The organism is Acinetobacter thutiue (genome assembly GCF_030385805.1).
Lineage (GTDB): Bacteria > Pseudomonadota > Gammaproteobacteria > Pseudomonadales > Moraxellaceae > Acinetobacter > Acinetobacter corruptisaponis.
Genome location: NZ_JAUDZE010000004.1, coordinates 23,735 through 44,564, shown reverse-complemented (window position 1 = coordinate 44,564; position 20,830 = coordinate 23,735). Strand labels below are relative to the sequence as shown.

Annotated in this window: 24 protein-coding genes and 1 tRNA gene; 14 read left to right on the top strand and 11 right to left on the bottom strand. The window is 41.1% G+C overall.

Translation table 11 applies throughout. The annotated features are described in order from the left end of the window. Positions 1 to 72: 72 nt before the first annotated feature. Positions 73 to 1,278 (bottom strand): L,D-transpeptidase family protein, encoded by a 1,206-nt coding sequence (locus QTA56_RS10575; RefSeq protein ID WP_267980921.1) that lies wholly within the window; start codon positions 1,276 to 1,278, stop codon positions 73 to 75. A gap of 201 nt (positions 1,279 to 1,479) precedes the next feature. Here QTA56_RS10575 and hemE point away from each other — a divergent pair, with 201 nt between their 5' ends. The 4 genes from hemE (at position 1,480) to QTA56_RS10555 (ending at position 6,014) form a co-directional block, all read left to right on the top strand. Next, positions 1,480 to 2,553, top strand: a complete 1,074-nt coding sequence (hemE, locus tag QTA56_RS10570; protein WP_267980920.1) for a uroporphyrinogen decarboxylase — start codon at positions 1,480 to 1,482, stop codon at positions 2,551 to 2,553. A gap of 44 nt (positions 2,554 to 2,597) precedes the next feature. Next, positions 2,598 to 3,392, top strand: coding sequence for a DUF817 family protein (locus QTA56_RS10565; protein ID WP_267980919.1), 795 nt, complete (start codon positions 2,598 to 2,600; stop codon positions 3,390 to 3,392). 187 nt (positions 3,393 to 3,579) lie between these two features. Further along, positions 3,580 to 4,050, top strand: a complete 471-nt coding sequence (locus QTA56_RS10560; protein WP_267980918.1) for a DUF3015 family protein — start codon at positions 3,580 to 3,582, stop codon at positions 4,048 to 4,050. An 83-nt stretch (positions 4,051 to 4,133) separates the two neighbouring features. Then, complete coding sequence (locus tag QTA56_RS10555; protein WP_267980917.1) at positions 4,134 to 6,014, top strand: Lnb N-terminal periplasmic domain-containing protein; 1,881 nt, start codon at positions 4,134 to 4,136, stop codon at positions 6,012 to 6,014. A 37-nt stretch (positions 6,015 to 6,051) separates the two neighbouring features. Here the strand turns inward: QTA56_RS10555 and QTA56_RS10550 are convergent, their stop codons facing one another. The 3 genes from QTA56_RS10550 to QTA56_RS10540 all read right to left on the bottom strand — a co-directional run bounded on the left by QTA56_RS10550 (position 6,052) and on the right by QTA56_RS10540 (position 7,757). Beyond that, positions 6,052 to 6,414 carry a cupin domain-containing protein gene (locus QTA56_RS10550; protein WP_267980916.1) on the bottom strand — a complete coding sequence of 121 codons (363 nt, stop codon included), beginning with the start codon at positions 6,412 to 6,414 and terminating at the stop codon, positions 6,052 to 6,054. Between the two features lie 14 nt (positions 6,415 to 6,428). Next, complete coding sequence (gene folE / locus QTA56_RS10545) at positions 6,429 to 6,977, bottom strand: GTP cyclohydrolase I FolE (RefSeq protein ID WP_267981086.1); 549 nt, start codon at positions 6,975 to 6,977, stop codon at positions 6,429 to 6,431. 90 nt (positions 6,978 to 7,067) lie between these two features. Then, positions 7,068 to 7,757: a Smr/MutS family protein gene (locus QTA56_RS10540; RefSeq protein ID WP_267980915.1), complete on the bottom strand. Its 690-nt coding sequence runs from the start codon at positions 7,755 to 7,757 to the stop codon at positions 7,068 to 7,070. Positions 7,758 to 8,039: 282 nt separating this feature from the next. Here QTA56_RS10540 and QTA56_RS10535 point away from each other — a divergent pair, with 282 nt between their 5' ends. Next, on the top strand, positions 8,040 to 8,270 hold the full coding sequence (locus tag QTA56_RS10535) for an antitoxin (RefSeq protein ID WP_267980914.1): 231 nt from the start codon (positions 8,040 to 8,042) through the stop codon (positions 8,268 to 8,270). Further along, positions 8,267 to 8,662, top strand: coding sequence for a type II toxin-antitoxin system tRNA(fMet)-specific endonuclease VapC (gene vapC, locus QTA56_RS10530; protein WP_267980913.1), 396 nt, complete (start codon positions 8,267 to 8,269; stop codon positions 8,660 to 8,662). Before QTA56_RS10535 ends, vapC begins: the two co-directional genes overlap by 4 nt. 58 nt (positions 8,663 to 8,720) lie before the next feature. On the opposite strand, the gene trpC is transcribed toward vapC, so the two are convergent. Genes trpC through QTA56_RS10515 form a run of 3 tightly spaced genes read right to left on the bottom strand, consistent with a single transcriptional unit; the run spans position 8,721 to position 11,171 of the window. After that, positions 8,721 to 9,527, bottom strand: coding sequence for an indole-3-glycerol phosphate synthase TrpC (gene trpC / locus QTA56_RS10525; protein WP_267980912.1), 807 nt, complete (start codon positions 9,525 to 9,527; stop codon positions 8,721 to 8,723). A 9-nt stretch (positions 9,528 to 9,536) separates the two neighbouring features. Continuing rightward, positions 9,537 to 10,586: an anthranilate phosphoribosyltransferase gene (trpD, locus tag QTA56_RS10520; RefSeq protein ID WP_267980911.1), complete on the bottom strand. Its 1,050-nt coding sequence runs from the start codon at positions 10,584 to 10,586 to the stop codon at positions 9,537 to 9,539. After that, complete coding sequence (locus QTA56_RS10515) at positions 10,587 to 11,171, bottom strand: anthranilate synthase component II (RefSeq protein WP_267980910.1); 585 nt, start codon at positions 11,169 to 11,171, stop codon at positions 10,587 to 10,589. It lies immediately after the preceding gene. Between the two features lie 619 nt (positions 11,172 to 11,790). Here QTA56_RS10515 and glnA point away from each other — a divergent pair. The 5 genes from glnA to QTA56_RS10490 all read left to right on the top strand — a co-directional run bounded on the left by glnA (position 11,791) and on the right by QTA56_RS10490 (position 16,401). Then, the gene (gene glnA / locus QTA56_RS10510; protein WP_171062418.1) at positions 11,791 to 13,206 is read left to right on the top strand and encodes a type I glutamate--ammonia ligase; all 1,416 of its coding nucleotides are present in this window, start codon (positions 11,791 to 11,793) and stop codon (positions 13,204 to 13,206) included. 124 nt (positions 13,207 to 13,330) lie between these two features. Beyond that, a complete protein-coding gene (locus QTA56_RS10505; RefSeq protein WP_267980909.1) occupies positions 13,331 to 13,822 on the top strand; it encodes a chorismate--pyruvate lyase family protein in 492 nt (163 codons plus the stop codon). Between the two features lie 15 nt (positions 13,823 to 13,837). Next, a complete protein-coding gene (gene ubiA, locus QTA56_RS10500; protein ID WP_267980908.1) occupies positions 13,838 to 14,719 on the top strand; it encodes a 4-hydroxybenzoate octaprenyltransferase in 882 nt (293 codons plus the stop codon). A 108-nt stretch (positions 14,720 to 14,827) separates the two neighbouring features. After that, positions 14,828 to 16,096 (top strand): alpha/beta hydrolase family protein, encoded by a 1,269-nt coding sequence (locus tag QTA56_RS10495; RefSeq protein WP_267980907.1) that lies wholly within the window; start codon positions 14,828 to 14,830, stop codon positions 16,094 to 16,096. A gap of 95 nt (positions 16,097 to 16,191) precedes the next feature. Further along, complete coding sequence (locus tag QTA56_RS10490; RefSeq protein WP_267980906.1) at positions 16,192 to 16,401, top strand: hypothetical protein; 210 nt, start codon at positions 16,192 to 16,194, stop codon at positions 16,399 to 16,401. Positions 16,402 to 16,419: 18 nt separating this feature from the next. Here the strand turns inward: QTA56_RS10490 and QTA56_RS10485 are convergent, their stop codons facing one another. Together QTA56_RS10485 and QTA56_RS10480 are read right to left on the bottom strand one after the other, a co-directional pair. Continuing rightward, complete coding sequence (locus tag QTA56_RS10485) at positions 16,420 to 16,860, bottom strand: DUF2726 domain-containing protein (protein WP_267980905.1); 441 nt, start codon at positions 16,858 to 16,860, stop codon at positions 16,420 to 16,422. A gap of 60 nt (positions 16,861 to 16,920) precedes the next feature. After that, positions 16,921 to 16,996, bottom strand: a tRNA-Asn gene (locus tag QTA56_RS10480). 236 nt (positions 16,997 to 17,232) lie between these two features. Here QTA56_RS10480 and QTA56_RS10475 point away from each other — a divergent pair. Both QTA56_RS10475 and QTA56_RS10470 read left to right on the top strand, forming a co-directional pair. Next, a complete protein-coding gene (locus QTA56_RS10475; protein ID WP_267980904.1) occupies positions 17,233 to 17,664 on the top strand; it encodes a hypothetical protein in 432 nt (143 codons plus the stop codon). Between the two features lie 177 nt (positions 17,665 to 17,841). Next, a complete protein-coding gene (locus QTA56_RS10470) occupies positions 17,842 to 18,267 on the top strand; it encodes a GFA family protein (protein WP_267980903.1) in 426 nt (141 codons plus the stop codon). A 76-nt stretch (positions 18,268 to 18,343) separates the two neighbouring features. On the opposite strand, the gene QTA56_RS10465 is transcribed toward QTA56_RS10470, so the two are convergent. Then, a complete protein-coding gene (locus QTA56_RS10465) occupies positions 18,344 to 19,579 on the bottom strand; it encodes a pyridoxal phosphate-dependent aminotransferase (protein WP_267980902.1) in 1,236 nt (411 codons plus the stop codon). Positions 19,580 to 19,792: 213 nt separating this feature from the next. On the opposite strand from QTA56_RS10465, the gene QTA56_RS10460 reads away from it, so the two are divergent. Then, entirely contained in the window at positions 19,793 to 19,972 is a 180-nt protein-coding gene (locus QTA56_RS10460) for a hypothetical protein (RefSeq protein ID WP_267980901.1), read from the top strand. Positions 19,973 to 20,008: 36 nt separating this feature from the next. Here QTA56_RS10460 and QTA56_RS10455 read toward each other — a convergent pair whose 3' ends face one another. After that, positions 20,009 to 20,809, bottom strand: a complete 801-nt coding sequence (locus QTA56_RS10455) for an A1S_2505 family phage non-structural protein (protein ID WP_267980900.1) — start codon at positions 20,807 to 20,809, stop codon at positions 20,009 to 20,011. Positions 20,810 to 20,830: the final 21 nt, after the last annotated feature.

Genomic DNA, 20,830 nt, shown 5'->3' with positions numbered 1-20,830 from the left:
AACTTGGCGATTAAAAAAACCGAATATTAGTGAATAATATTCGGTTTTAATTTACTTGGAATAACCCTGAAATTATTCAAGGAATTTTACGGTTACACCTGAACGGACTTTATTCCCCAAGTCATTGGCATCCCAGTTGGTTAAACGGATACAACCATGTGAGGCGGTCTTGGAAATTAATGATGGGTTTGGCGTACCATGAATACCAAATGATTTTTTACTTAAACCAATCCAGATATTGCCCACAGGTGCGTTGGGACCAGGCGGCAAGGTCAGTGGCTTAAGGTTTTTCCCCTGAACAAAGTTTGACGGTGAGTAGCTGTAGTATGGGTTTTTCGCAACACCTACCACTTTATAGGTACCTGTTGGAGAAGGAGTGTCAGAACTACCAATTGTCGCAGGAAATGATGCAATCATCTGGTTACGGCTATTAAACAGATAAAGCTGTTTTGCGCCTTTATGTGCCACAATTAAATGGATGTCTTCAGGCAAGTCGTTACGCACATTGGCAACAACGATTTTTTCACCTGGTTTTTTGAATGTTGCGGTTGGGTTGAGCTGTCTCAGGAATTTTTCATCCATGTGAAACTTTTCACCGAGCATTTCTGTCACACGTGTGTAGTAAAGGCCTTTCATTTTGGCTTGCAGCGCATAATCTGATGGAATTGAGTCTGCATAAGGGCCCTTAAAATCAGCATCGGTTGTGGTGTATTCAACATAGGCTGGTTTGGTTTGCTGGGAAACCAGTGCATCCCATGTTTCCTTGGTGAGTTCACCTGTTGGGGTGATGCCATTCATTTGCTGGAATGACGCAATCGCTTTCAGCGTGTTTTTACCATTGGCGCCATCAATCGCACCTGGTGAGGCATGTGCATTGTTCAACATGACATGGGCACGTGCATAGGCAGGGTATTGGCCTTTTGGCATATTTTCAGACCACTCGGCATTATTAAGTGAGTCTAGATTCCAGCCTGTAGGCACTGATTTAGATGTTGCTGCTGAATCTGGAGCCTTTTCCAGATTCTGGGAAACGGTTGAGGCGGCATTATTGGGTTGTGGTTCAGAAGCCGCCGCCTGTGTGTCTGCCTGTGGTTCTGAGGCTGCCTGCGCGACCGCACTTGAAGATGACGCAACATCAATTGCTAAAGGATCAATTGGATCTTCAACTGAGGTTGAAATTTTTTTGGGATTTAAAGGTTGCTCAGTTGTTGGTGCAGCTAAAGCAACATTGATAAGAATAGAACTTAAACTCACAGCGAGTAATGAGCGAACAAACATGCAATTTAACCTTAAGAATTATTCATATTGAGATATAAGATATTACAAGTATTACAGAAAATAATTACGCTTGCAGTAGCAGTTTTGTGTCAAAGCGAAATTTTTATTTTAAAGGTGTAATGTTTGTATGGAATTGAAATTATAAATTCCAGGCTAACTTTGTTATGATGCGTTCCACATGAAAGAATTTAGAGATTGGTAATGACAACGTTGAAAAATGATCGTTTTTTACGAGCTTTATTACGTGAACCTGTAGACACTACACCTGTATGGATGATGCGTCAGGCAGGACGTTATTTACCAGAATACCGAGAAACCCGTGCGCAAGCGGGGGATTTCTTATCTCTATGTAAAAATACAGAATTTGCCTGTGAAGTCACTTTGCAACCTTTACGCCGTTACGAACTGGATGCCGCAATTCTATTTTCTGATATTTTAACCGTCCCTGATGCATTGGGGTTGGGATTGTATTTTGAGGCGGGGGAAGGGCCAAAGTTTCATAAAACAGTACGCACTGAACAAGATGTCGCGAATCTACCGAAACTAAATGCCAAGTCTGACCTAGCCTATGTCATGAATGCCGTTTCAGCCATTCGATCTGCTTTAGGCGGGCAAGTGCCTTTAATCGGTTTTTCTGGAAGCCCATGGACTTTAGCGACCTATATGGTGGAAGGCGGTTCCAGCAAGGAGTTCCGCTTTACCAAGAATATGATGTATGCACAGCCAGAAGTTCTACATGCCTTGCTTGATCATTTAGCAGATTCAGTGATTGATTATCTCAATGCACAGATTGATGCGGGTGCACAGGCCATCCAGATTTTTGATAGCTGGGGCGGGGCGCTGGCACATCGGGAATATGTTGAATTTTCATTGAACTATATGACCAAAATCATTGCTGGGCTTCAGCGTGAAAAAGATGGTCGCCGTATTCCGATTATTGTCTTTACCAAAGGTGGTGGTCAATGGTTGGAAGCAATGCTAACAACAGGTGCAGATGCATTTGGACTGGACTGGACAACGCCACTTTATACTGCAAGAGATGTGGTTGCTGGACGAGCTGCTTTGCAGGGGAATCTTGATCCAGCTACGCTTTATGGTTCGACGGCATCCATTGAAAAAGCGGTTAAAGCCATGCTGGATGATGCCTACAGCAATGGTGAAAAAACAGGTTATGTCGCTAATTTAGGGCATGGTATTACCCAATGGGTCGATCCAGCCCAACCGAAGATTTTTGTGGATACCGTACATGAATATAGCGCGAAATATCTAGGCTGATATTTAAAAGGCATTTCAGGACTAAACACGCTAGGATCAGTTTTGTGCAGTTGATTGTATTACTACTCAATTTTATCAGTAGGGCAGCTTCGGCTGCCTTATTTGGATTGCTGCTTTTAATTGCTTTTGCAATGACTGCACCGATGGGAAGTCAGGAATATTACGGTTTTTACCGTTATGACTATTTGTTGTTTTATGCGCTGATTATCCAGATTTGTCTACTGTATTTAAAACTTGAATCCTGGGATGAAGCCAAGGTCATTGCTTTATTCCATATTATGGCGATGGGGATGGAGATTTTTCTGACTCATCCTGCGATTGCATCATGGCAATATCCTCAGCCTGCAATATTCAAGTTGCTGACGGTGCCACTATTTGCGGGTTTTATGTATTCGGCTGTAGGCAGCTTTTTTGCAAGGTCACTCCGCCTGTATCAGGTGTCTTTTGAAAATCTCCCCCAGTTTGGCAATATGTTGTGTCTGGCAGTTTTATCTTATTTAAATTTCATGACCAAATTCTTTATTCCTGATATTCGTATGGGATTATTTATCTGGAGTGGGGTGATTTTCTGGAAAACAAAATTATATTTTCAACTCGCCCAACATCGTTTCAAGGTTCCTATGCTGCCGATTTTGCTGATACTCGCATTCCTGATCTGGATTGCTGAAAATATTAGTACTTTCTATAAAATCTGGCTTTATCCAAGTCAGGTTGATGCATGGCATATGGTCGGCTGGGGGAAACTGGGTTCCTGGTATTTACTGTTATTGTTAAGCTTGGTTCTGGTCTTAAAAATACTGGGTGAGCGTGATCAAAATGGGACTTGGCACTTGCATTAGGCAAGAATGCTTCATCTGTTCCCAGCGATTTTTGATTGATTCATCTTTGTTATGAATATTTCAGATTTATTTCAAATTTTATTTGCTAAAACAAACTAAGCCCGCTATTTTAATTTAAGTGTAAGTGAAACTACACCACACAATAGTGATAACAAATATCAAAAATAATGGACTGGAGATCATTCCTATGTTGAAAAAAATTGCATTGGCAGCTTTATTGGCAGCTGGATCAAGTGTAGCAATGGCTGATAATGATGTTGGTTGCGGTGCTGGTACACAAATTTGGGCGGGACAAAAAGGTGTTGCACCTAAAATTCTTGCTGCAACAACCAATGGTATTTTTACCAACCAATTGCTTGGGATTACATTTGGTACTTTAGGATGCCGTCAGGGTGGTACAGTCACTGCTCAGGTCGTTACCTTTACCAATGAAAATGCTGAATCTTTAGCGCGTGATATGGCAGTTGGGCAGGGCGAAAGCTTAAATGTACTTGCTGAACTCATGCAAATTAAACCAACAGACAAGGCGCGTTTCTTTGCTGTTTCAAAAGCCAACTTTGCTGAAATCTACTCAAGCAAAAACAAAAATACACTTCAGGTTTTGGACTCTTTACAAAGCGTAATGGCGAAAGATTCAGTTCTTAAAGCTTACGTTTAATGTGTTGAACCAAGAAAACCCTGTCCTGATGGCAGGGTTTTCTTATACTCAATTTTAATGATTCCTAAAATATTTGTTGCTGAATGAAATTAGTTACCTGCGCGATGACTGCCTTGATGTGTAATTTTACATATGCTGCAATTGAACCCCATATCCAGAATTACCTCAACCATGCTGAACAGCAACAACTTGATCAACAGGTCACTTGGCAGCGGTTGATGTATGCAGATCAGGCAAAAAAAAGCGAGGTGGTATATAAAGGTTATTTCTACGCTGAAGATGGCCAAACAAATTTAAAGCATGAATTACAGGCTGATATTCAAGCCCTATTTATTTCCGCACCTGATAACCAGTCGATTCGCTGTAAATTTCCAGCACGGAGTCGTTGGTTGATACAGCAACTTAGGGTTGATCCACAGCAACTTCCAGTAGCTCATTGTCCTGAATTTGACCAATGGATGAATCAAATCAAACCGTATAAAGCAACCTTGATTTATGCAACAGATTTTATGGGCAATCCAAGTTCAATGTTTGGGCATACCTTGTTGCGTTTAGACCCAAAAGATCAGAAACAACTAAATCTGGTGTCCTATGCGGTGAACTATGCCGCCACAGTAAGTGGTGAAGATAACTGGTCTTATGCATGGAAAGGATTAACAGGGCAATATCCAGGTGAATATTCCCTGATGCCATATTATCGCAAGGTGAAAGAATATGGTGATTTTGAAAGCCGTGACTTGTGGGAGTATGAGCTAAACCTAACACCTGATGAAACACGTTTTCTGGTCGAGCATATTTGGGAAATGCAGCATGTCAGTTTTCCCTATTATTTTGCCAGTGATAACTGTGCCTATCGTTTGCTGGGATTGATTGATCTGGTTCGCCCAAGCCTAAACTTAAAAAAACAGTTTAATTATGCAGCGATTCCAATTGAAACCTTAAAGGCTGTCGATCAGCAAAACCTTGTTAAGGATGTGGTTTATCGCCCAGCACTGGAAACCCAACTTCTTTCCCAAGCCAAGCAACATGGTACAGCTTTGGCAAAAGTTGCCCACAAGATTGCTTTTCTGCCAGCAGAGCAAGTTTCAGCAGCTTTAAATCCGTATAGTGTTCAGGATCAGGCAAAAATTCTGGAAATGGCGTATGATGATTTATATTTGCAGTATATTAGTCGTAAAGTTGATGCTGACTTTGCCCAGCCGCAGTTACGGCAACTTCTGGCTGAACGGAGTCAGATTGATGTAGATAAACAACGTCATGAACCTGTACGACCAAGAATGCAACCTGTTGAGGGGCATCATGCCCGTAATGTTTCTGTCAATGCGGGGGAGGTGCAGGGAAAAAGTTTTGTGGAAATAGGTCATCGTCAGGCCTATCACGACTTGATTGACCCACAGGGCGGCTACCGCTTGGGAACACAACTGCTATTTCTGGATGGCGGACTTCAATATCGTGATGACAAACTCAAGCTTGAACATTTAGACCTATTGTCTGTTAATTCTTATAATCCGATTCAACCGTTTAAATCACCATTGACATGGGGCTTTAATTTTGGCTGGAAACAGGAAGCAATCGATAATGGGCAATTTAATGAAGATCAGCAGCATGGAGTGGTTAACCTGAATATGCAGACGGGATATAGTCTGGCAGATTATGATCGTCAACATCTCTGTTATGCCCAATTACAGGGACATCTACAAGGTGGGCGTTCTCTGGATAAGGGGTGGCGTGCTGGACTGGGGCCAACTGTAGGCTGTATAAATCAATGGTCAGACCACGTGAATAGTGTGATGCAAATTGAGTTACCGTATTGGCAGGATCAAAACCAATGGAATTTAAGAGTGGGCACACAGCTTCAATATAGCTTTAATTCAAACAACGCCCTGCGATTAAATTGGGATTTTGAACAGCAAGACCATAAGAATTGGACGAAATTTGGACTAGGTTATGCCTGGTTTTTCTAAGACTTGAAAAGCATTTGATCAAGGTATTCGGAATTGATCAAACCTCCACAATCACATAATACTTTTTAACTGCTTCAAGTACTTCAAATGTGCCAATAAATGCAGGTGGAATAATACCTGCCTTTCCAGCAGCCACTTCAATAAACGTATGGGTTTGTGCATCATGGATACGTACAGTACCCTCAATCACCTGAAAAAATTCCTGTTTATTGTCAGCAAATACAATATTCCATGCCCCGACCTCACATTGCCAAATTCCACAGCTCATGTGTGGATGTTCATATAGGCTATAAGTCAGGCGTTCTGGGTTGCCTTTCACCAAGCGATCAGGACGAGGGTAGTCAATAGTCGCGTCGCCCTGAGAAAGTTGTCCCTGACCAGCAAGATAAATGGATGACATGGTAAATACTCAGATCAATAACTTTCAGGAACCGCACTTAAAAACTCACGGCGAGCTTCCTTGTCGGTCTTAAAATCACCAATAAACGAAACAGTACGGGTGGTGGACTCCTGTTTGCCTACACCTCGCATCATCATGCACATATGCGCTGAATCAATCATCACAGCAACACCACGTGCCTGAGTCACTTCAGCAACAGCTTCTGCGATTTGCTGGGTCAAGTTTTCCTGAATTTGCAAACGACGGGCAAACATTTCAGTAATGCGGGCAAACTTGGATAAACCGAGAACCTGACCTTCAGGTAAATAGGCAATGTGCACACGGCCATAGAAAGGCAGCAGATGGTGTTCACAAAGTGAATAAAACTCGATATTTTTGACCAATACCATTTCATGGTTATTGGATGGGAAAACCGCACTATTGGTCACTTCCTCAAGCGTTTTGCTATAGCCAGAAGTTAAAAAAGAAAAAGCTTTAGCCGCACGCATGGGCGTATCTTTTAGGCCTGGGCGATTTAAATCCTCACCAACGGCAGTTAAGATATTTGCGTACGATTGCTGCATAGACATAACAATGTTCACTTAGGTGGATTGAACAAAACGGCAATTGTATCAGAAAACGATTAAAAAATTGAGTTTTGATGCAATTGCCGATTACTGATTGTACTTTGGATTTTTTTCAGCACGTTTAAGCAGCACCAAAACTGCACCTGTACCGCCCTGATTTTCAGGTGCGCTGACAAAAGCCAATACATCACGATGTTGTCTGAGCCAACCATTGACATAGGTTTTTAAAATCGCTTCTGGGCCTTTGCCATGCACGATTTTAATGACATTTTGATTTGCATCTTTTGCGATCTGGATAATTTGTAGAACTGCGGCTCGTGCCTGCTCAACGGTACAGCCATGCAAATCCACTGCCTCAAACCAGCGTATTTTGCCTGCTTTTAAATCCTCAAAAACTTTATGCTGCAAGGTTGCAATCCGATAGCTTAAAGCAGCTTGGCTTGCAACAGGATTCAGGATGGCCTGGGTATCTGAAATCTCAGTATGTTCCTGTTCGGCAGAACCCTCAGCCGCGGCCCGTTTTGCCAATGTCTGGGCATCCACCTTTTTGCTGCGGGTGGTTTTGGTATTGGCAATATTATCATTGGCGATAGGTTTTACACCGACCAGTGCTTTTTTAAAAAGCTCGGTATCTTCCAACTCTTCAACAGCAACCTGAGTTTTTTTTGACTCAGCCTGTTTGGCAACCGCGCTGGATTGAGGGTTGGAAATTTGCTTTTTAAAGGCCTTTAGCAGGTTAAACTGATCTTTAGAAAGCGATGAATCATGTTTACTCATAATTTCAGAAAAATATGCAAGATATGAGATAGATCGAAAATTATAGACTGAATCTATGATGATTTGAACTGAATTGCATCCTACAGTATTGATATATTTTGACGAGATAATAAATATAAAGCACCTATTTTCAGGAGAATGCAATTTAGATTTTATGAACATTTTAGGTTGAATCTGGATTATTTTGAGCGTCCTGAATACTGGATTAAAACACTATTTCTCCAAAAATAATTTAATGTTATGATATCTATCATTGATATGTATTTTAGTAGGAGAATAATAATGGAAATTGCTAAAATTTTTCAGACAGGTCGAAGTCAAGCTGTTCGATTACCCAAGGCCTTTCGTTTTAATAGTCATGAAGTTGCGATCAAAAGTTTTGGTCGTGGGGTCTTATTGCTGCCGATCGAAAATCCCTGGGATATCATGCTGGAAGCCATTGATGAATTTGAAGATGGATTCCAACTGGAGCGCGCGGATCAGGGGGAGCAATCCCGTGAGGATTTCAAGTGATTTATCTCTTGGACACAAATATTTGTATCTATGTGATCAATCATAAACCGCAACAGGTGTTTGAACGTTTTAGGCAATACCCGCTTGGACAGCTCGCGGTTTCCAGTATTACAGCATCTGAGCTGGCTTTTGGAGTGGAAAAATCTTGTTCAGAGAGAAATAAACAGGCACTGAAAAAGTTTTTATCGCCTTTAGAAATTTTACCTTACGATGAGCAGGCGATTTGGCATTACGCTCAATTACGCCATGATCTTCAATCAAAAGGTCAGACCATAGGGAGTCTGGATATGCTGATTGCAGCACATGCACTGGCCTTAGATATGGTATTGGTCACCAATAATACCAAAGAGTTTGAACGTATAGAGAGATTAAAACTGGAAAACTGGGTTTAAGGTTTTGCATGTTAAAAGCCCAATCTGGATTGGGCTTGTGTATGATCAAAAATATGACTTAAATTTGTTCTGGTTTCCCAAACAATTCTGTAAACGCCTGATCAGGACGAGGCTGTTTCATAAAACTTTCGCCAACAAGGAAAGTATGGATCTGATTGGCCTGCATCATTTCAACATCAGCAGGGGTGGCAATACCACTTTCAGTGACCAATAGACGAGATGCTGGTAATAAGGCTTTTAACAGCAATGAAGTATTTAAATCCACATCAAAGGTTTTTAAATTACGGTTGTTTACACCGAGAATACATTGCTCAGATAACTTTAAAGCACGTTCCAGTTCATGTTCATCATGCACCTCAACTAATACATCCAGTTGATGTTCAAATGCTGTTTTAGACATTTCTTCTAGCTGTTGATCAGACAAACATGCCACAATCAATAAAATACAGTCTGCATGTAAGGCTCGTGCCTCTACCACATTATAAGGATCAATCAGGAAGTCCTTACGTAAAGCAGGTAGGGTACAATTATTGCGTGCAATTGCAATATTTTCATCCGCACCCTGAAAGAAATCCACATCTGTCAATACAGATAAACACGCTGCGCCTGCCTGTTCATACTGTTGTGCAATTGCAGCAGGATTAAAATCCGCACGAATCACACCTTTGGAGGGTGATGCTTTCTTAATTTCAGCAATCACAGCGGGGCGCTTATGTTGTAATGCATTGGCAAAACCGCGCACTGGTGTTGCAGCCTTTGCCCATTCTTCAACATCATGCAAGCTACGTTGTTTTAAACGTGCTGCCAGTTCCTCATGTTTGCGGTCAACAATTTTACCTAAAATGGTATTTTGAATATCGATCATGAGAAATCCTTAGTCTGCCTGATATTGTTTTAATGTTTTGGTAAATTCACCCAAGATACTCATTTTTTCTAGAGCCTGTCCGCCATAGAGAATATCCTGAGCCAGCTCGACGGCCTGTTTATAGGTCTTGGTAATACCAGCCACGTAAATTCCTGCACCCGCATTCAGTGCAATCATATTGGCTGCTTTTTCACCGATTTCAGATTTATCACGACTTAAAGCATCCTTAATTAACTTTAAGCTTTCTTCTGAACTATCTACCACCAAACCTGTCAGCGTTTGTGATGGAATCCCAACTTCATCAGGTGTCAGTGTCCATTCAGTAATTTCACCATCTTTGAGTTCAGCGACTGTGGTGGGTGCAGCCAGACTGATTTCATCCAGACCGTCTCTGGAATGCACGACCATGACGTGTACCGCACCCAGCTGTTTTAAAACCTCAGCAATTGGAAGACACAGTTCATCGGAAAACACACCTATCACAAAACGATTGACACCAGCAGGATTGGTTAAAGGACCCAATAAATTAAAGATACTGCGAATACCCAGTTCACGACGCGGGGCAACGGCATAGCGCATGGCCTTGTGATGATTCGGTGCAAACAGGAAACCGACGCCCATTTCACGGATACAACGTTCAGTCTGTTGCATATCCAGATCAAGCTGAATCCCCATTTGCTCAAGTACATCCGATGAACCCGATTTGCTGGACACACCTCGATTGCCATGCTTTGCGATGGTCGCACCCGCAGCAGCAATCACGAAACTTGAGGCAGTGGAGACATTAAACAGGTTTTGGCCATCACCGCCTGTTCCCACAATATCGACCAAATGGGGAATATCGCTGACATCGATCTTGATGGCAAACTCACGCATAATCCGTGCCGCAGCCGTGATTTCATCAATACTTTCGCCTTTCATGCGCAAACCCATCATCAATGCGCCAATCTGGGCGTCGGTGGCTTCACCCTGCATAATGCTACGCATGACATCTTCCATTTGCGGCTGGGTCAAATGAATGTTTTTGGTAATATGATTCAATGCTTGTTGAATGTTCATTTATGCATAAATCTCTAAAAAATTCTTAAAAATCTGGTGTCCATGCTGGCTCAGGATGGACTCTGGATGAAACTGAACCCCCTCAACAGCAAGCGTTTTATGCTTTACACCCATAATTTCTTCAATCGTGCCATCTGGCTGATTGGTCCAGCAGGTCACTTCAAGACAATCTGGCAATGTTTCCTGTTCAATCACCAATGAATGGTAACGTGTCGCAGCAAAAGGCGAGGGTAAATTGCTAAAAATACCCTTATTGCTATGGTGCATATCTGATAAACGACCATGCATCACGGTTTTGGCACGGATAATATTGCCGCCAAAAGCCTGACCAATCGCCTGATGCCCTAGACAAACGCCCAGCAACGGAATTTTTCCTGCAAAATGATTGATGGCTGGAATGGAAATTCCTGCTTCGGTCGGGGAACATGGGCCAGGGCCAATCACTAGATATTTAGGCTGCCATCGTTCGATATCCTCTAATGTGACTTGATCATTACGAACAACTTTTACTTCCTGATTCAACTCGCCAAAGTACTGAACGATGTTGTAGGTAAAAGAATCGTAGTTGTCGATCATCAGAAGCATGACTTTAACCTTTTGAAAAATGTACACTTTATTGTGTTGTGATCTTAAATAAATCTATCAGCTGGTCTTATTTTTTAATCGCTATAACGAATAAAAATATTCACTCATGATAGAGGAAAATAATCATAGCAAAAAATAAATGGGCAATGCTGAATATTTCGAGTAATGATGATTTGGATGAGGATAAAAATGTGTAAATAAAAGACAGAAAAATGCAGAATAAATTTTTTTAATTTAAGGGCTTAGTAAAAAATGGCACACCTGAATTGAAAGTCGAATTGAATTGATTGGAATCAAACTGAAAAGAATGATATAAAAAGCCAATTTAGGCCAACCAAAGATGGCGTAATTGGCACTACATTGGTTCTTTGTTATATGTTTTGCACTGTTTTGGTTCGTTGTGTCTGTTTTGGAGACGAACCAATGTAGAAATGTATGAATATGGTGCATTTGTGAAAGCAAACATTATAGTAGACATGGGACATGGAGCCTAAAGCATTTTTTCTGCAAAGAATTTCAATGTTTTAGGTATCCTTTAAAATTGTTGGTATGGTAATTGCTAATTATACATCAACAACTAACACGCACTTAACAGGTGCACAAAATTTCATTGGAGCAAATGAGCATGGCGAACAAGGTCCTTCAACTCATCAAAGAAAGTGGCGCAAAATGGGTCGATTTTCGCTTTACTGATACTAAGGGTAAAGAGCAGCACGTCACTTACCCAGCCGACACCATTGATGAAGATACCTTTGAAGATGGTAAAATGTTTGATGGTTCTTCAATCGCTGGCTGGAAAGGCATTGAAGCATCTGACATGATCCTGCGTCCAGATGCTGAAACAGGTTTCCTTGACCCGTTCTTTGCTGAGCCAACAGTTGTTGTAACTTGTGACGTTATTGAGCCTTCAACTGGTCAAGGTTACGAGCGTGACCCACGTTCGATTGCTCGTCGTGCTGAAGAATATTTAAAATCTACTGGTATCGGTGATACTGCATTCTTTGGTCCAGAACCAGAATTCTTCGTTTTTGACGAAGTGAAGTGGGATATCGACATGTCTGGCGCTCGCCACACATTGATCGCTGAAGAAGCTGCATGGTCGACTGGTAAAGATTATGAAGCTGGTAACTCTGGTCACCGTCCACGTGTGAAAGGCGGTTACTTCCCAGTTCCTCCAGTTGATTCTCATCAAGACATGCGTGCTGAAATGTGTGCACGTATCGAAGACATCATGGGGCCAGGTCGTGTAGAAGTACATCACCACGAAGTTGCTTCTTGCCAATTAGAAATTGGTGTGAGCTTCAACACCATGGTTCGTAAAGCGGACGAAGTTCAGCAGTTCAAATATGCAGTTTGGAACGTTGCGCATCAATATGGTAAAACTGCTACATTCATGCCTAAGCCAATGGTAGGTGATAACGGTTCTGGTATGCACGTTCATATGTCTATCTCTAAAGATGGCAAGAACCTGTTTGCTGGTGATGAATATGCTGGTTTGTCTGAAATGGCATTATTCTTCATTGGTGGTATCATCAAGCACGCTCGTGCATTGAATGCAATTACCAACCCAGGTACAAACTCTTATAAGCGTTTAGTTCCACACTATGAAGCTCCGATTATGCTTGCTTACTCAGCACGTAACCGTTCTGCTTCTATCCGTATTCCTTACGTTTCTAGCCCTAAAGGCAAGCGTATCGAAGCACGTTTCCCAGATCCATTAATGAACCCATACTTAGGTTTTGCGGCATTGTTGATGGCTGGTCTTGATGGTATCCAGAACAAGATCCATCCAGGTGAAGCTGCTGACAAGAACTTGTATGATCTTCCTCCTGAAGAAGAAGCAAAAATCCCAACAGTTGCTCATAACTTAGAAATGGCAATTGCTGCACTTGAAGCGGATCACGAGTTCTTGTTGAAAGGTGGTGTATTCACTAAAGAAATGCTTGATGCATATATCGAACTTAAAACTGAAGATGTACGTCGTCTTAATACGACTACTCACCCAGTTGAATTTGATATGTACTACAGCCTGTAATATATCTAGTTTAAAAAAGCTCGCTTCGGCGAGCTTTTTTTATGTTTTTGATTCAATTGAAAGTCATACGCTTTTTCCAAAGAAATTCATGTAAACTAGTTGCGATGTTTTTAGTGAGCCAAGCATGCGAAATTTACGACCAAACAGAATAAAGGGCAAAGAGATCCCAGCTGAATTAAAAAAATGGTTGTATGCGTCAGGTTCATTAACACAGCAACTCACCGATTTGGGTGGTGGTGAGTTTCATGTAGAACGAATAAAAGAACATTATCAACGTCTAACTTTTACGGACAGCCAGTGGATGCGGATGCCTTATCAGCATATCGCATGGGTAAGAGAAACCAATCTTTATGGTAGTGAGTCCGAAGCTTGGGTAAAAGCCAAAAGTATTTTTCCGATTCTAAGTTTGCAAAAAAAAGCGCGTATATTTAAGCATATCAGGAACAAACCGATTGGGTGGTTCTTATTTCAGCGTACAGACCCTAAGTGTGAGCGACGTGTGATCTATCTTGCAGAGGGTTGGACTAGGCAAAGTTGCTATACATGGCACGGTTGTAAATTTATTGTGCAAGAAACATTCTTACCTGCTTTTGAACAGTTTATTCGACAGCATTGACTCTAAGGATTCTTCATGGAAACAGTGCAACATATTTCTTGGCGGCAGCGTTTAGAAGCCTATTACTATTTATGTCGTTTTGATAACCCGATTGGTACAGAACTGGTTTTGTGGCCGACAATGTGGGCATTATGGATTGCTTCAAAGGGTATTCCTGATTTAAAAGTACTTGTAATCATGATTTTAGGCTGTTTTTTTATGCGAGCAGCTGGTTGTGCCATCAATGACTTTGCTGACCGAAAAGTTGATGCACATGTGGAGCGCACCAAAACCCGTCCTTTGGCTACAGGAATCATCCGTCCCCGTGAAGCTGTTTTTGTGTTTCTGGGATTGGTTGGGGCGAGTGCTTTTCTGTTGCTTTTCTTACCCATAGAAACCTTTTACTGGTCTTTTGGGGCATTGTTTTTAGCCTTTATTTACCCTTTTATGAAGCGCTATACCCATTTACCTCAGGTATTTCTGGGTGCTGCATTCTCATGGTCAATTCCCATGGCCTATACCGCAGTGGGGCAAACACCTGATTTAACCTGCTGGTTGTTATATTTTGGCAATTTGGCGTGGACAGTAGCCTATGATACTCAATATGCGATTACTGATCGTGAATATGACTTGAAAATTGGGGTGAAATCGACTGCCATCCTGTTTGGCCGTTACGATATCCAGATTATTGCTTTGTTACAGGCAATCAGTCTTGGATTGATTGGGACAGCATTCTATCTGGAAAATATTCTGATTCCTTTTGGGCTGATTGCATTGCTTGTGGTTGCGGCAGATTTTATTTATCAGGCGTTCAAAACAAAAGATCGGAACCCTCAAATCTGTTTTTGGGCATTCCGTCACAATCGTTGGGTTGGAATGATTATTTTTATCGGAATTTTTTTAGAATTCATAAGCTGAAATAATGAATTAATAGAAAAGTGTCCTATGCAGGGCACTTTTTTTATGTATTAATAGAATGGCATGTAGCGTCATGTATAAAAAAGACAAGGACTAAAAGGATATTTTATGAAACGGTCTAATATTACTTTAGCAATTTCTACGTTAACAGCTTCATTATTTTTAACTGCATGTAATAATGGTGGTGGTAGTGGCAGCGATAATAATTCACAACCCTCTACACCATCCTCTTATGTTTCAGAAACAGCTTATGTGAATGAAGCAGACACTTTGAAAGAAGTACCTCAAGCTGATTCAGTTAAAGTCATTAAATATAAAATGCCAAATGTCTTGGGTAAGACTGTGGAAACCTCAGCACTTGTCTATTTCCCAACGATTGCTCCACCTAAAGATGGTTATCGGGTGATTGTGTGGACGCATGGCACATTGGGCGGAGCTGACAAATGTGCACCAAGCAATGCAGGATTGGGTGATCGATTCAATGACTATATTGCCAAGGATCTATTGGGTCAGGGTTATGTAATTGTGGCGCCTGACTATGAGGGCTTGGGAGGAGAGGGTGAACATCCTTACCTGAACCTGCCGAGCGAGGCTAAATCTGCAATCTATGCAGTAAAAGCAGCCAAAGAGCATTATGGCACCAAACTGAATGGCGCGTGGATGTCTGTAGGCCAGTCACAAGGCGGACAGGCTTCATTGGGTGTTGCTGAATATGCCAATGCAGATGCAAGCTATAAAGGTGCGGTTGCTGGTGCACCAGCATCAAGCTTAGGCGAAATTATCCTGAATGTTGCACCTGCTGCAATTAATGGCTTGTCACAGCCTGTTGCGATTGAAACCTATGCGACATTATTGTCTTATGCCGCATTAGCTGGGGTTGGAATTACAGCTTATGAGCCAACATTCAATTACCAGAATATGTTTGGCAGTGCCAAAGCCAAGACCATTGCCGATTTGGCAAAAACTGAATGTCTGGATGAAATTCAGGATGAATACAGCAAAGATATTCAGGCCTTTATAGCAGCGAATCCAGACAAGAAAGTTATGGACTATCCAGGAATTAATCGGGAAGAATTCGAAACAGATGAGGTTGTGAAGAAGTTCCTCAGCGACTATAGCCAGCCAACAACGAAAAAACTGAACAAACCAATTCTGATCGTTCAAGGAGTCTATGACACCAATGTACCTTATACTGTGACTTATGATCTGTACGATAAAATGTCAAAAGCAGGTACAAATGTCAGTATGATTCCAGTGCCAATTGCACCAAGTGCAAGTGCTCCTGTGGTGAATGGTTCTCATACAGGTGCAATTCTTTATGCAACACAAACTGGTCAGTTAAGGGATTTTGTTAAACTTTATATGCCAGCTCAATAAGCCAATAAACTATAGAAAAAGAGTCTCTTTATAGAGGCTCTTTTTTGTTATATTGTTACACTCCTTGAAGCCTGCAATTTAAGTTGGAATAATCCATGAGTCAAAAAACTGTTGAAAAAAAGCCGATACCTTGGTTGTTGATGGGGTTGGGTTTGGCAATTCCAATTTTTATTGTAGGTATGGCATTTCTTGCTGCAAAGAGTGATGCGGAAACCAAGAAAAAATATGACCAGCAACATGCTGAAATTGCCAAGAAATTCGAAGAGCAGAAAAAGGCTGAGCAAGCTGCAAAAACAGAGCAGTAGCTTTACCGCATTTTTAAATCAGCGAATATCCATCTGTAACTGTTTAATGGATGGAATTTGCGTATAGCGTTGTACCCGATAACCTGCTTCTTTTAGCATACGGTCACGTTTCTGATCTTTAAGTTCCTTTCCAATATGGCTTGGATCATCAAGCTCAACCACTGCAATAACCCGCATTTCCTGATCTAAAATAACAAAGTCCGTGACCTTGCGATTGAATTTACTACGGATATTGTAATGCTCACTTGTGATCAGTGCACTAAAGGCAACCTGGGCCAATATATGGTAATGGGGAAATGCCTGTTTTAATCGCAGGAACATTTGTGATTCAAATGTGGTAATGACAGGGCGGGGAAAGAATTTTTGTTTGGGAAAGAAAGAGCGCAGGCAACTGATTAAAAGTAAAACTGTGCTGATACAGCCAATCAGTACAAAAATGAATTGATTCGATGCAAACATATTCTGATTAAATTACCCGCAAGAAAAAACCCACTCAAAAAGAGTGGGTTTTTAGAATCTTGGCTCTCCCACCTGGGCTCGAACCAGGGACCTGCGGATTAACAGTCCGTCGCTCTACCGACTGAGCTATGGGAGAATCTGAGTGCCATTATAGGCGGCTTTTGAAATCGGTCAAGTTAAAAATGTCATGTTTCTTTCATTTTGATGTCGTATGCTTTTTATTTGCACAATTAAGGTGAAATGGTATAAATAACTTGAACTTTAATCAGGTAATTGCTAGAGTCAAGACAGAAAGAACGTTTGGATATTGATCTAAACAGTGTGGATTTAACCCAACTTGCCAGCACTAAAATGGCTAAATCGGAGGTCAAAATGACTACTCTTAGTATTCAATCTATTTTCTCAAATCTTTTCTTTTATCAACAAAATTATCTCCAGATTATTCAGAATCCTGAACAGTATTACACAGCAGTTGAAAATGCATTTGTTAACACTTTTCCTTTTAGGCAACAGCCGTTGTTTTTAGGAGATTTGTTGCAGCTATGGTTTGGACATAAATGGAAAATTCAGAACCCAAACAATTTGCTTGTTCAAAAAAATACATTGAACGTAAATGAAAGCTCTCCTCTATATGTATTTCAACTGGGTGGAGAGTTATTCTTGGGTGCAAACACCGCATTGGCCTGGTCTGTTGCAGAGAAGAAAATCGTGTCCATACAGGTAAAAAGTATTTGGCAATATGCAGTATTCAGCCATTTATGCCATCGGCCAAAAGTGTTTAAACAGAATCAGGCAATTGCTTAATTGCCTGTTTTCATACAATTACCTAACACGATCTAATCCTCTAATATGACCAAGATTAAATGATGTTTGTTCAGTATTTTATGATTTTATAAGATGATGAACTTGCTAAATACACAGTTTGTTCTATTCTATCTAAAAATTCATTTATAACTATTTTGAACAAAAGGTAAATCTATAATGAAAGGGCAATGTGTTTGTGGTGAGACCACCTTTGAAGTTGAATTAAAGAATCATGATGTACATGCATGCCATTGCTCAATCTGTCGTAGGCAGACCAGTGGGGTGATTATGACCATTGATGTGGAGCAGGGCAGTTTAAAATTTTTAAAGCAGGAACATCTTGCAGTCTATAACTCATCAGCTTGGGGAGAACGTGGTTTCTGCAACGCCTGTGGCACAACTTTGTTTTGGCGTACCAAAGATCAAGGTTATTGCAATATCAACGCGTTTTCATTGAATGAGCCGCCAAAGGATTTGCATTTTGATATGGAAATCTATATCGACTCCAAACCTGAATTCTATGCGTTCCAGAACTCAACCAAGAAATTGACTGAAGCAGATGTGGTTGCCTTATTTAATGGTGAATCTTCAAGCCCGAACTAAGATTTGGTTATTAAAAGCAGGATAGACATAAAAAAAGAAGCTTCATTAAGAAGCTTCTTTTTAATTTACAGTATGATTATTTTGCTGCTTTTTCAGCTTCAATTGATGCGATCGCCGCATCTACACCATCAATTGAGTCAGCTGCTTTCTTGATACGTGCTAAGGCATCAACTAATACTTCATCAGCAGTTGCATAAGAAATACGCATAAAACCACCTAAACCAAATGCGTCGCCAGGAACAACCGCAACGCCAGTTTCTTCAAGTAACCACTCGGAGAATTCTGTGCAAGATTTCATGCCTTTTGCACGAATCAATGGACGGATGTTAGCGTAGGCATAGAATGCACCATCAGCAGGGAGGCAAGAGATACCGTTGATTTCATTTAAGCCATTTACCACCAAGTCATGACGGCGTTTAAACGCTTCAATCATTGGTTGAAGAACGTCTTGTGGACCATTCAATGCCGCTTCTGCCGCAACCTGTGAAATTGAGGTTGGGTTAGACGTAGACTGAGACTGGATGTTCTTCATTGCACCAATCAATTTTGCAGGACCAGCCGCATAGCCAATACGCCAGCCTGTCATTGCATATGCTTTTGACACACCATTAAGCACGATGGTACGGTCATATAAATCTGGAGCAATTGTGGCGATGTTGTAGAACTCATCTTCCCAACGGATTGGTTCATACATGTCGTCAGAAGCAATCAATACTTGTGGGTGGCGACGAAGCACATCAGCCAAAGCTTCTAGTTCAGCCTTGGTGTAGATCATGCCTGTTGGGTTTGATGGACTGTTGAGTACCAACAAACGTGTATTTGGTGTGATGGCAGCTTCTAATTGTTCAGGTGTGATTTTGAAGCGTTGTTCTTCACCACATTTCACAATTACTGGTGTACCCTCAGCAATGATCACCATATCAGGATAGCTTACCCAGAATGGCGCAGGAATGATGACTTCATCACCTTTGTTTAACAAGGCCAGTGCTAGGTTAAAGAAGCTTTGCTTACCGCCACAAGACACCAAAATCTGGTTTGCTTGATAATCTAAATTATTGTCACGTTTTAATTTGGCAATAATTGCTTTTTTTAAGCTTGGAGTACCGTCTACCGCTGTATATTTTGTAAAGCCTTTGTTAATCGCTTCAATTGCAGCATCTTTGATGTGTTGAGGGGTATCAAAGTCTGGTTCGCCTGCACCTAAACCAATCACGTTTTTACCAGCAGCTTTAAGCTCGGCGGCCTTGTTTGTTACTGCAAGTGTAGGGGACGGTTTGATAGCATTGACACGATCAGAGAGACGTACGTCCACGGCATTATTCCTTCTTATGGGATTGAAAAATAAAAAGCAGGTTATCTTAGCTTAAATCAAGGTTATTGTGGTCAAAACTTGCCTTAATCGAATAAAAAGTTACCAAAATATAAGTTGTATGAATGCTTTGGTTTTTTACATATTTTATTTTTATAAAACTGACAAAAATCCATTACAATAGCGACTAGAAATTTAGATTTCGAGAGAATTTCAATGAGTACGCAACAACCAAAAGCCAAAAAAGCTTTGGTGAAATTACCATTCCCGATGCCATCCGCTCAAGATGATTTTGAGGACGTGGCGCATAATCAGGTTCGCCCAAAGCCTGAGCAGTATGCAGACCGAACCTGGATGCCACCACGTGGAACTCGTCGTTCGATGGGGAAACGTTAGAAAAAAGCCAATCAGTGAATGATTGGCTTTTTTATTTTAATGGCGGTTTCGGTTGAGTGGATGTTGTATTTCTAACTCGCCACGCCAAAGTTTAATAAAATCATATTCATCAATATCATAGAGTTCCATTAAGGCAATAATCACGCTGACAAAAATCATTGCACCTTCGGAATTACTTTGGAAATTGAAAATCTTTCCATTCAGTTTGCCTAAAATATCAGTGATTTCATGTTCACGGCCACGCCCATAGCGATCACGTGGATAAAGCTCTTCATTTAAAACAACAAGGGCAATTGCTTTTTCCGCAGCCGATAAGTGGGTTTTATCTAAAGCCTCTTCAAAGGATTCATAGCCGTGATTGAAGTAAAAAATCACTTCGTCATTAATAAAGGCATGTACTGTTTGAGCAGTTAAATTGGGAAATTGGGCAACCGCATCTTCTTCAATATATGGACGAAATGATTCAGGAAAAATCACATTGGAATGAATCCCCTTAAATAAAGGGGCAATTTCAGAGACTTTATAACCTGCAATACCACAACCGAGTGCTGTTAAAAAGTATTTCATCTTTGGATGGTTTTTGGCATAGATTTTAAAATCATCTACATAATGCTCAATTTGTGACAGTGGCATTTGTTGTAAATGTTCGTTTAACGTTGGAATCGCAAAAGTCTGTCCAGCCCAGCCACGTCCCACACCTTTGACTGCTGCAAAATGTTGGGCTGCAACCCGTGCAGCACCACTGTCGTGTATGCCAGCTAAGTTACTGCCAAATACAAAAACAGTATCTTCGGGCAGTTCGGTGACAATGCTTTCATCATGGTATTGGTAAGACATATTGTTATCATTGAAATAGAG

Excerpts from the sequence above, each read along its gene's own strand:
- QTA56_RS10575 (WP_267980921.1), bottom strand. The coding sequence starts at position 1,278 with ATGTTTGTTCGCTCATTACTCGCTGTGAGTTTAAGTTCTATTCTTATC.
- hemE (WP_267980920.1), top strand. The coding sequence starts at position 1,480 with ATGACAACGTTGAAAAATGATCGTTTTTTACGAGCTTTATTACGTGAA.
- QTA56_RS10560 (WP_267980918.1), top strand. The coding sequence starts at position 3,580 with ATGTTGAAAAAAATTGCATTGGCAGCTTTATTGGCAGCTGGATCAAGT.
- QTA56_RS10555 (WP_267980917.1), top strand. The coding sequence starts at position 4,134 with ATGAAATTAGTTACCTGCGCGATGACTGCCTTGATGTGTAATTTTACA.
- QTA56_RS10550 (WP_267980916.1), bottom strand. The coding sequence starts at position 6,414 with ATGTCATCCATTTATCTTGCTGGTCAGGGACAACTTTCTCAGGGCGAC.
- folE (WP_267981086.1), bottom strand. The coding sequence starts at position 6,977 with ATGCAGCAATCGTACGCAAATATCTTAACTGCCGTTGGTGAGGATTTA.
- QTA56_RS10540 (WP_267980915.1), bottom strand. The coding sequence starts at position 7,757 with ATGAGTAAACATGATTCATCGCTTTCTAAAGATCAGTTTAACCTGCTA.
- QTA56_RS10535 (WP_267980914.1), top strand. The coding sequence starts at position 8,040 with ATGGAAATTGCTAAAATTTTTCAGACAGGTCGAAGTCAAGCTGTTCGA.
- trpC (WP_267980912.1), bottom strand. The coding sequence starts at position 9,527 with ATGATCGATATTCAAAATACCATTTTAGGTAAAATTGTTGACCGCAAA.
- trpD (WP_267980911.1), bottom strand. The coding sequence starts at position 10,586 with ATGAACATTCAACAAGCATTGAATCATATTACCAAAAACATTCATTTG.
- QTA56_RS10515 (WP_267980910.1), bottom strand. The coding sequence starts at position 11,171 with ATGCTTCTGATGATCGACAACTACGATTCTTTTACCTACAACATCGTT.
- glnA (WP_171062418.1), top strand. The coding sequence starts at position 11,791 with ATGAGCATGGCGAACAAGGTCCTTCAACTCATCAAAGAAAGTGGCGCA.
- QTA56_RS10505 (WP_267980909.1), top strand. The coding sequence starts at position 13,331 with ATGCGAAATTTACGACCAAACAGAATAAAGGGCAAAGAGATCCCAGCT.
- ubiA (WP_267980908.1), top strand. The coding sequence starts at position 13,838 with ATGGAAACAGTGCAACATATTTCTTGGCGGCAGCGTTTAGAAGCCTAT.
- QTA56_RS10495 (WP_267980907.1), top strand. The coding sequence starts at position 14,828 with ATGAAACGGTCTAATATTACTTTAGCAATTTCTACGTTAACAGCTTCA.
- QTA56_RS10490 (WP_267980906.1), top strand. The coding sequence starts at position 16,192 with ATGAGTCAAAAAACTGTTGAAAAAAAGCCGATACCTTGGTTGTTGATG.
- QTA56_RS10485 (WP_267980905.1), bottom strand. The coding sequence starts at position 16,860 with ATGTTTGCATCGAATCAATTCATTTTTGTACTGATTGGCTGTATCAGC.
- QTA56_RS10475 (WP_267980904.1), top strand. The coding sequence starts at position 17,233 with ATGACTACTCTTAGTATTCAATCTATTTTCTCAAATCTTTTCTTTTAT.
- QTA56_RS10470 (WP_267980903.1), top strand. The coding sequence starts at position 17,842 with ATGAAAGGGCAATGTGTTTGTGGTGAGACCACCTTTGAAGTTGAATTA.
- QTA56_RS10460 (WP_267980901.1), top strand. The coding sequence starts at position 19,793 with ATGAGTACGCAACAACCAAAAGCCAAAAAAGCTTTGGTGAAATTACCA.
- QTA56_RS10455 (WP_267980900.1), bottom strand. The coding sequence starts at position 20,809 with ATGTCTTACCAATACCATGATGAAAGCATTGTCACCGAACTGCCCGAA.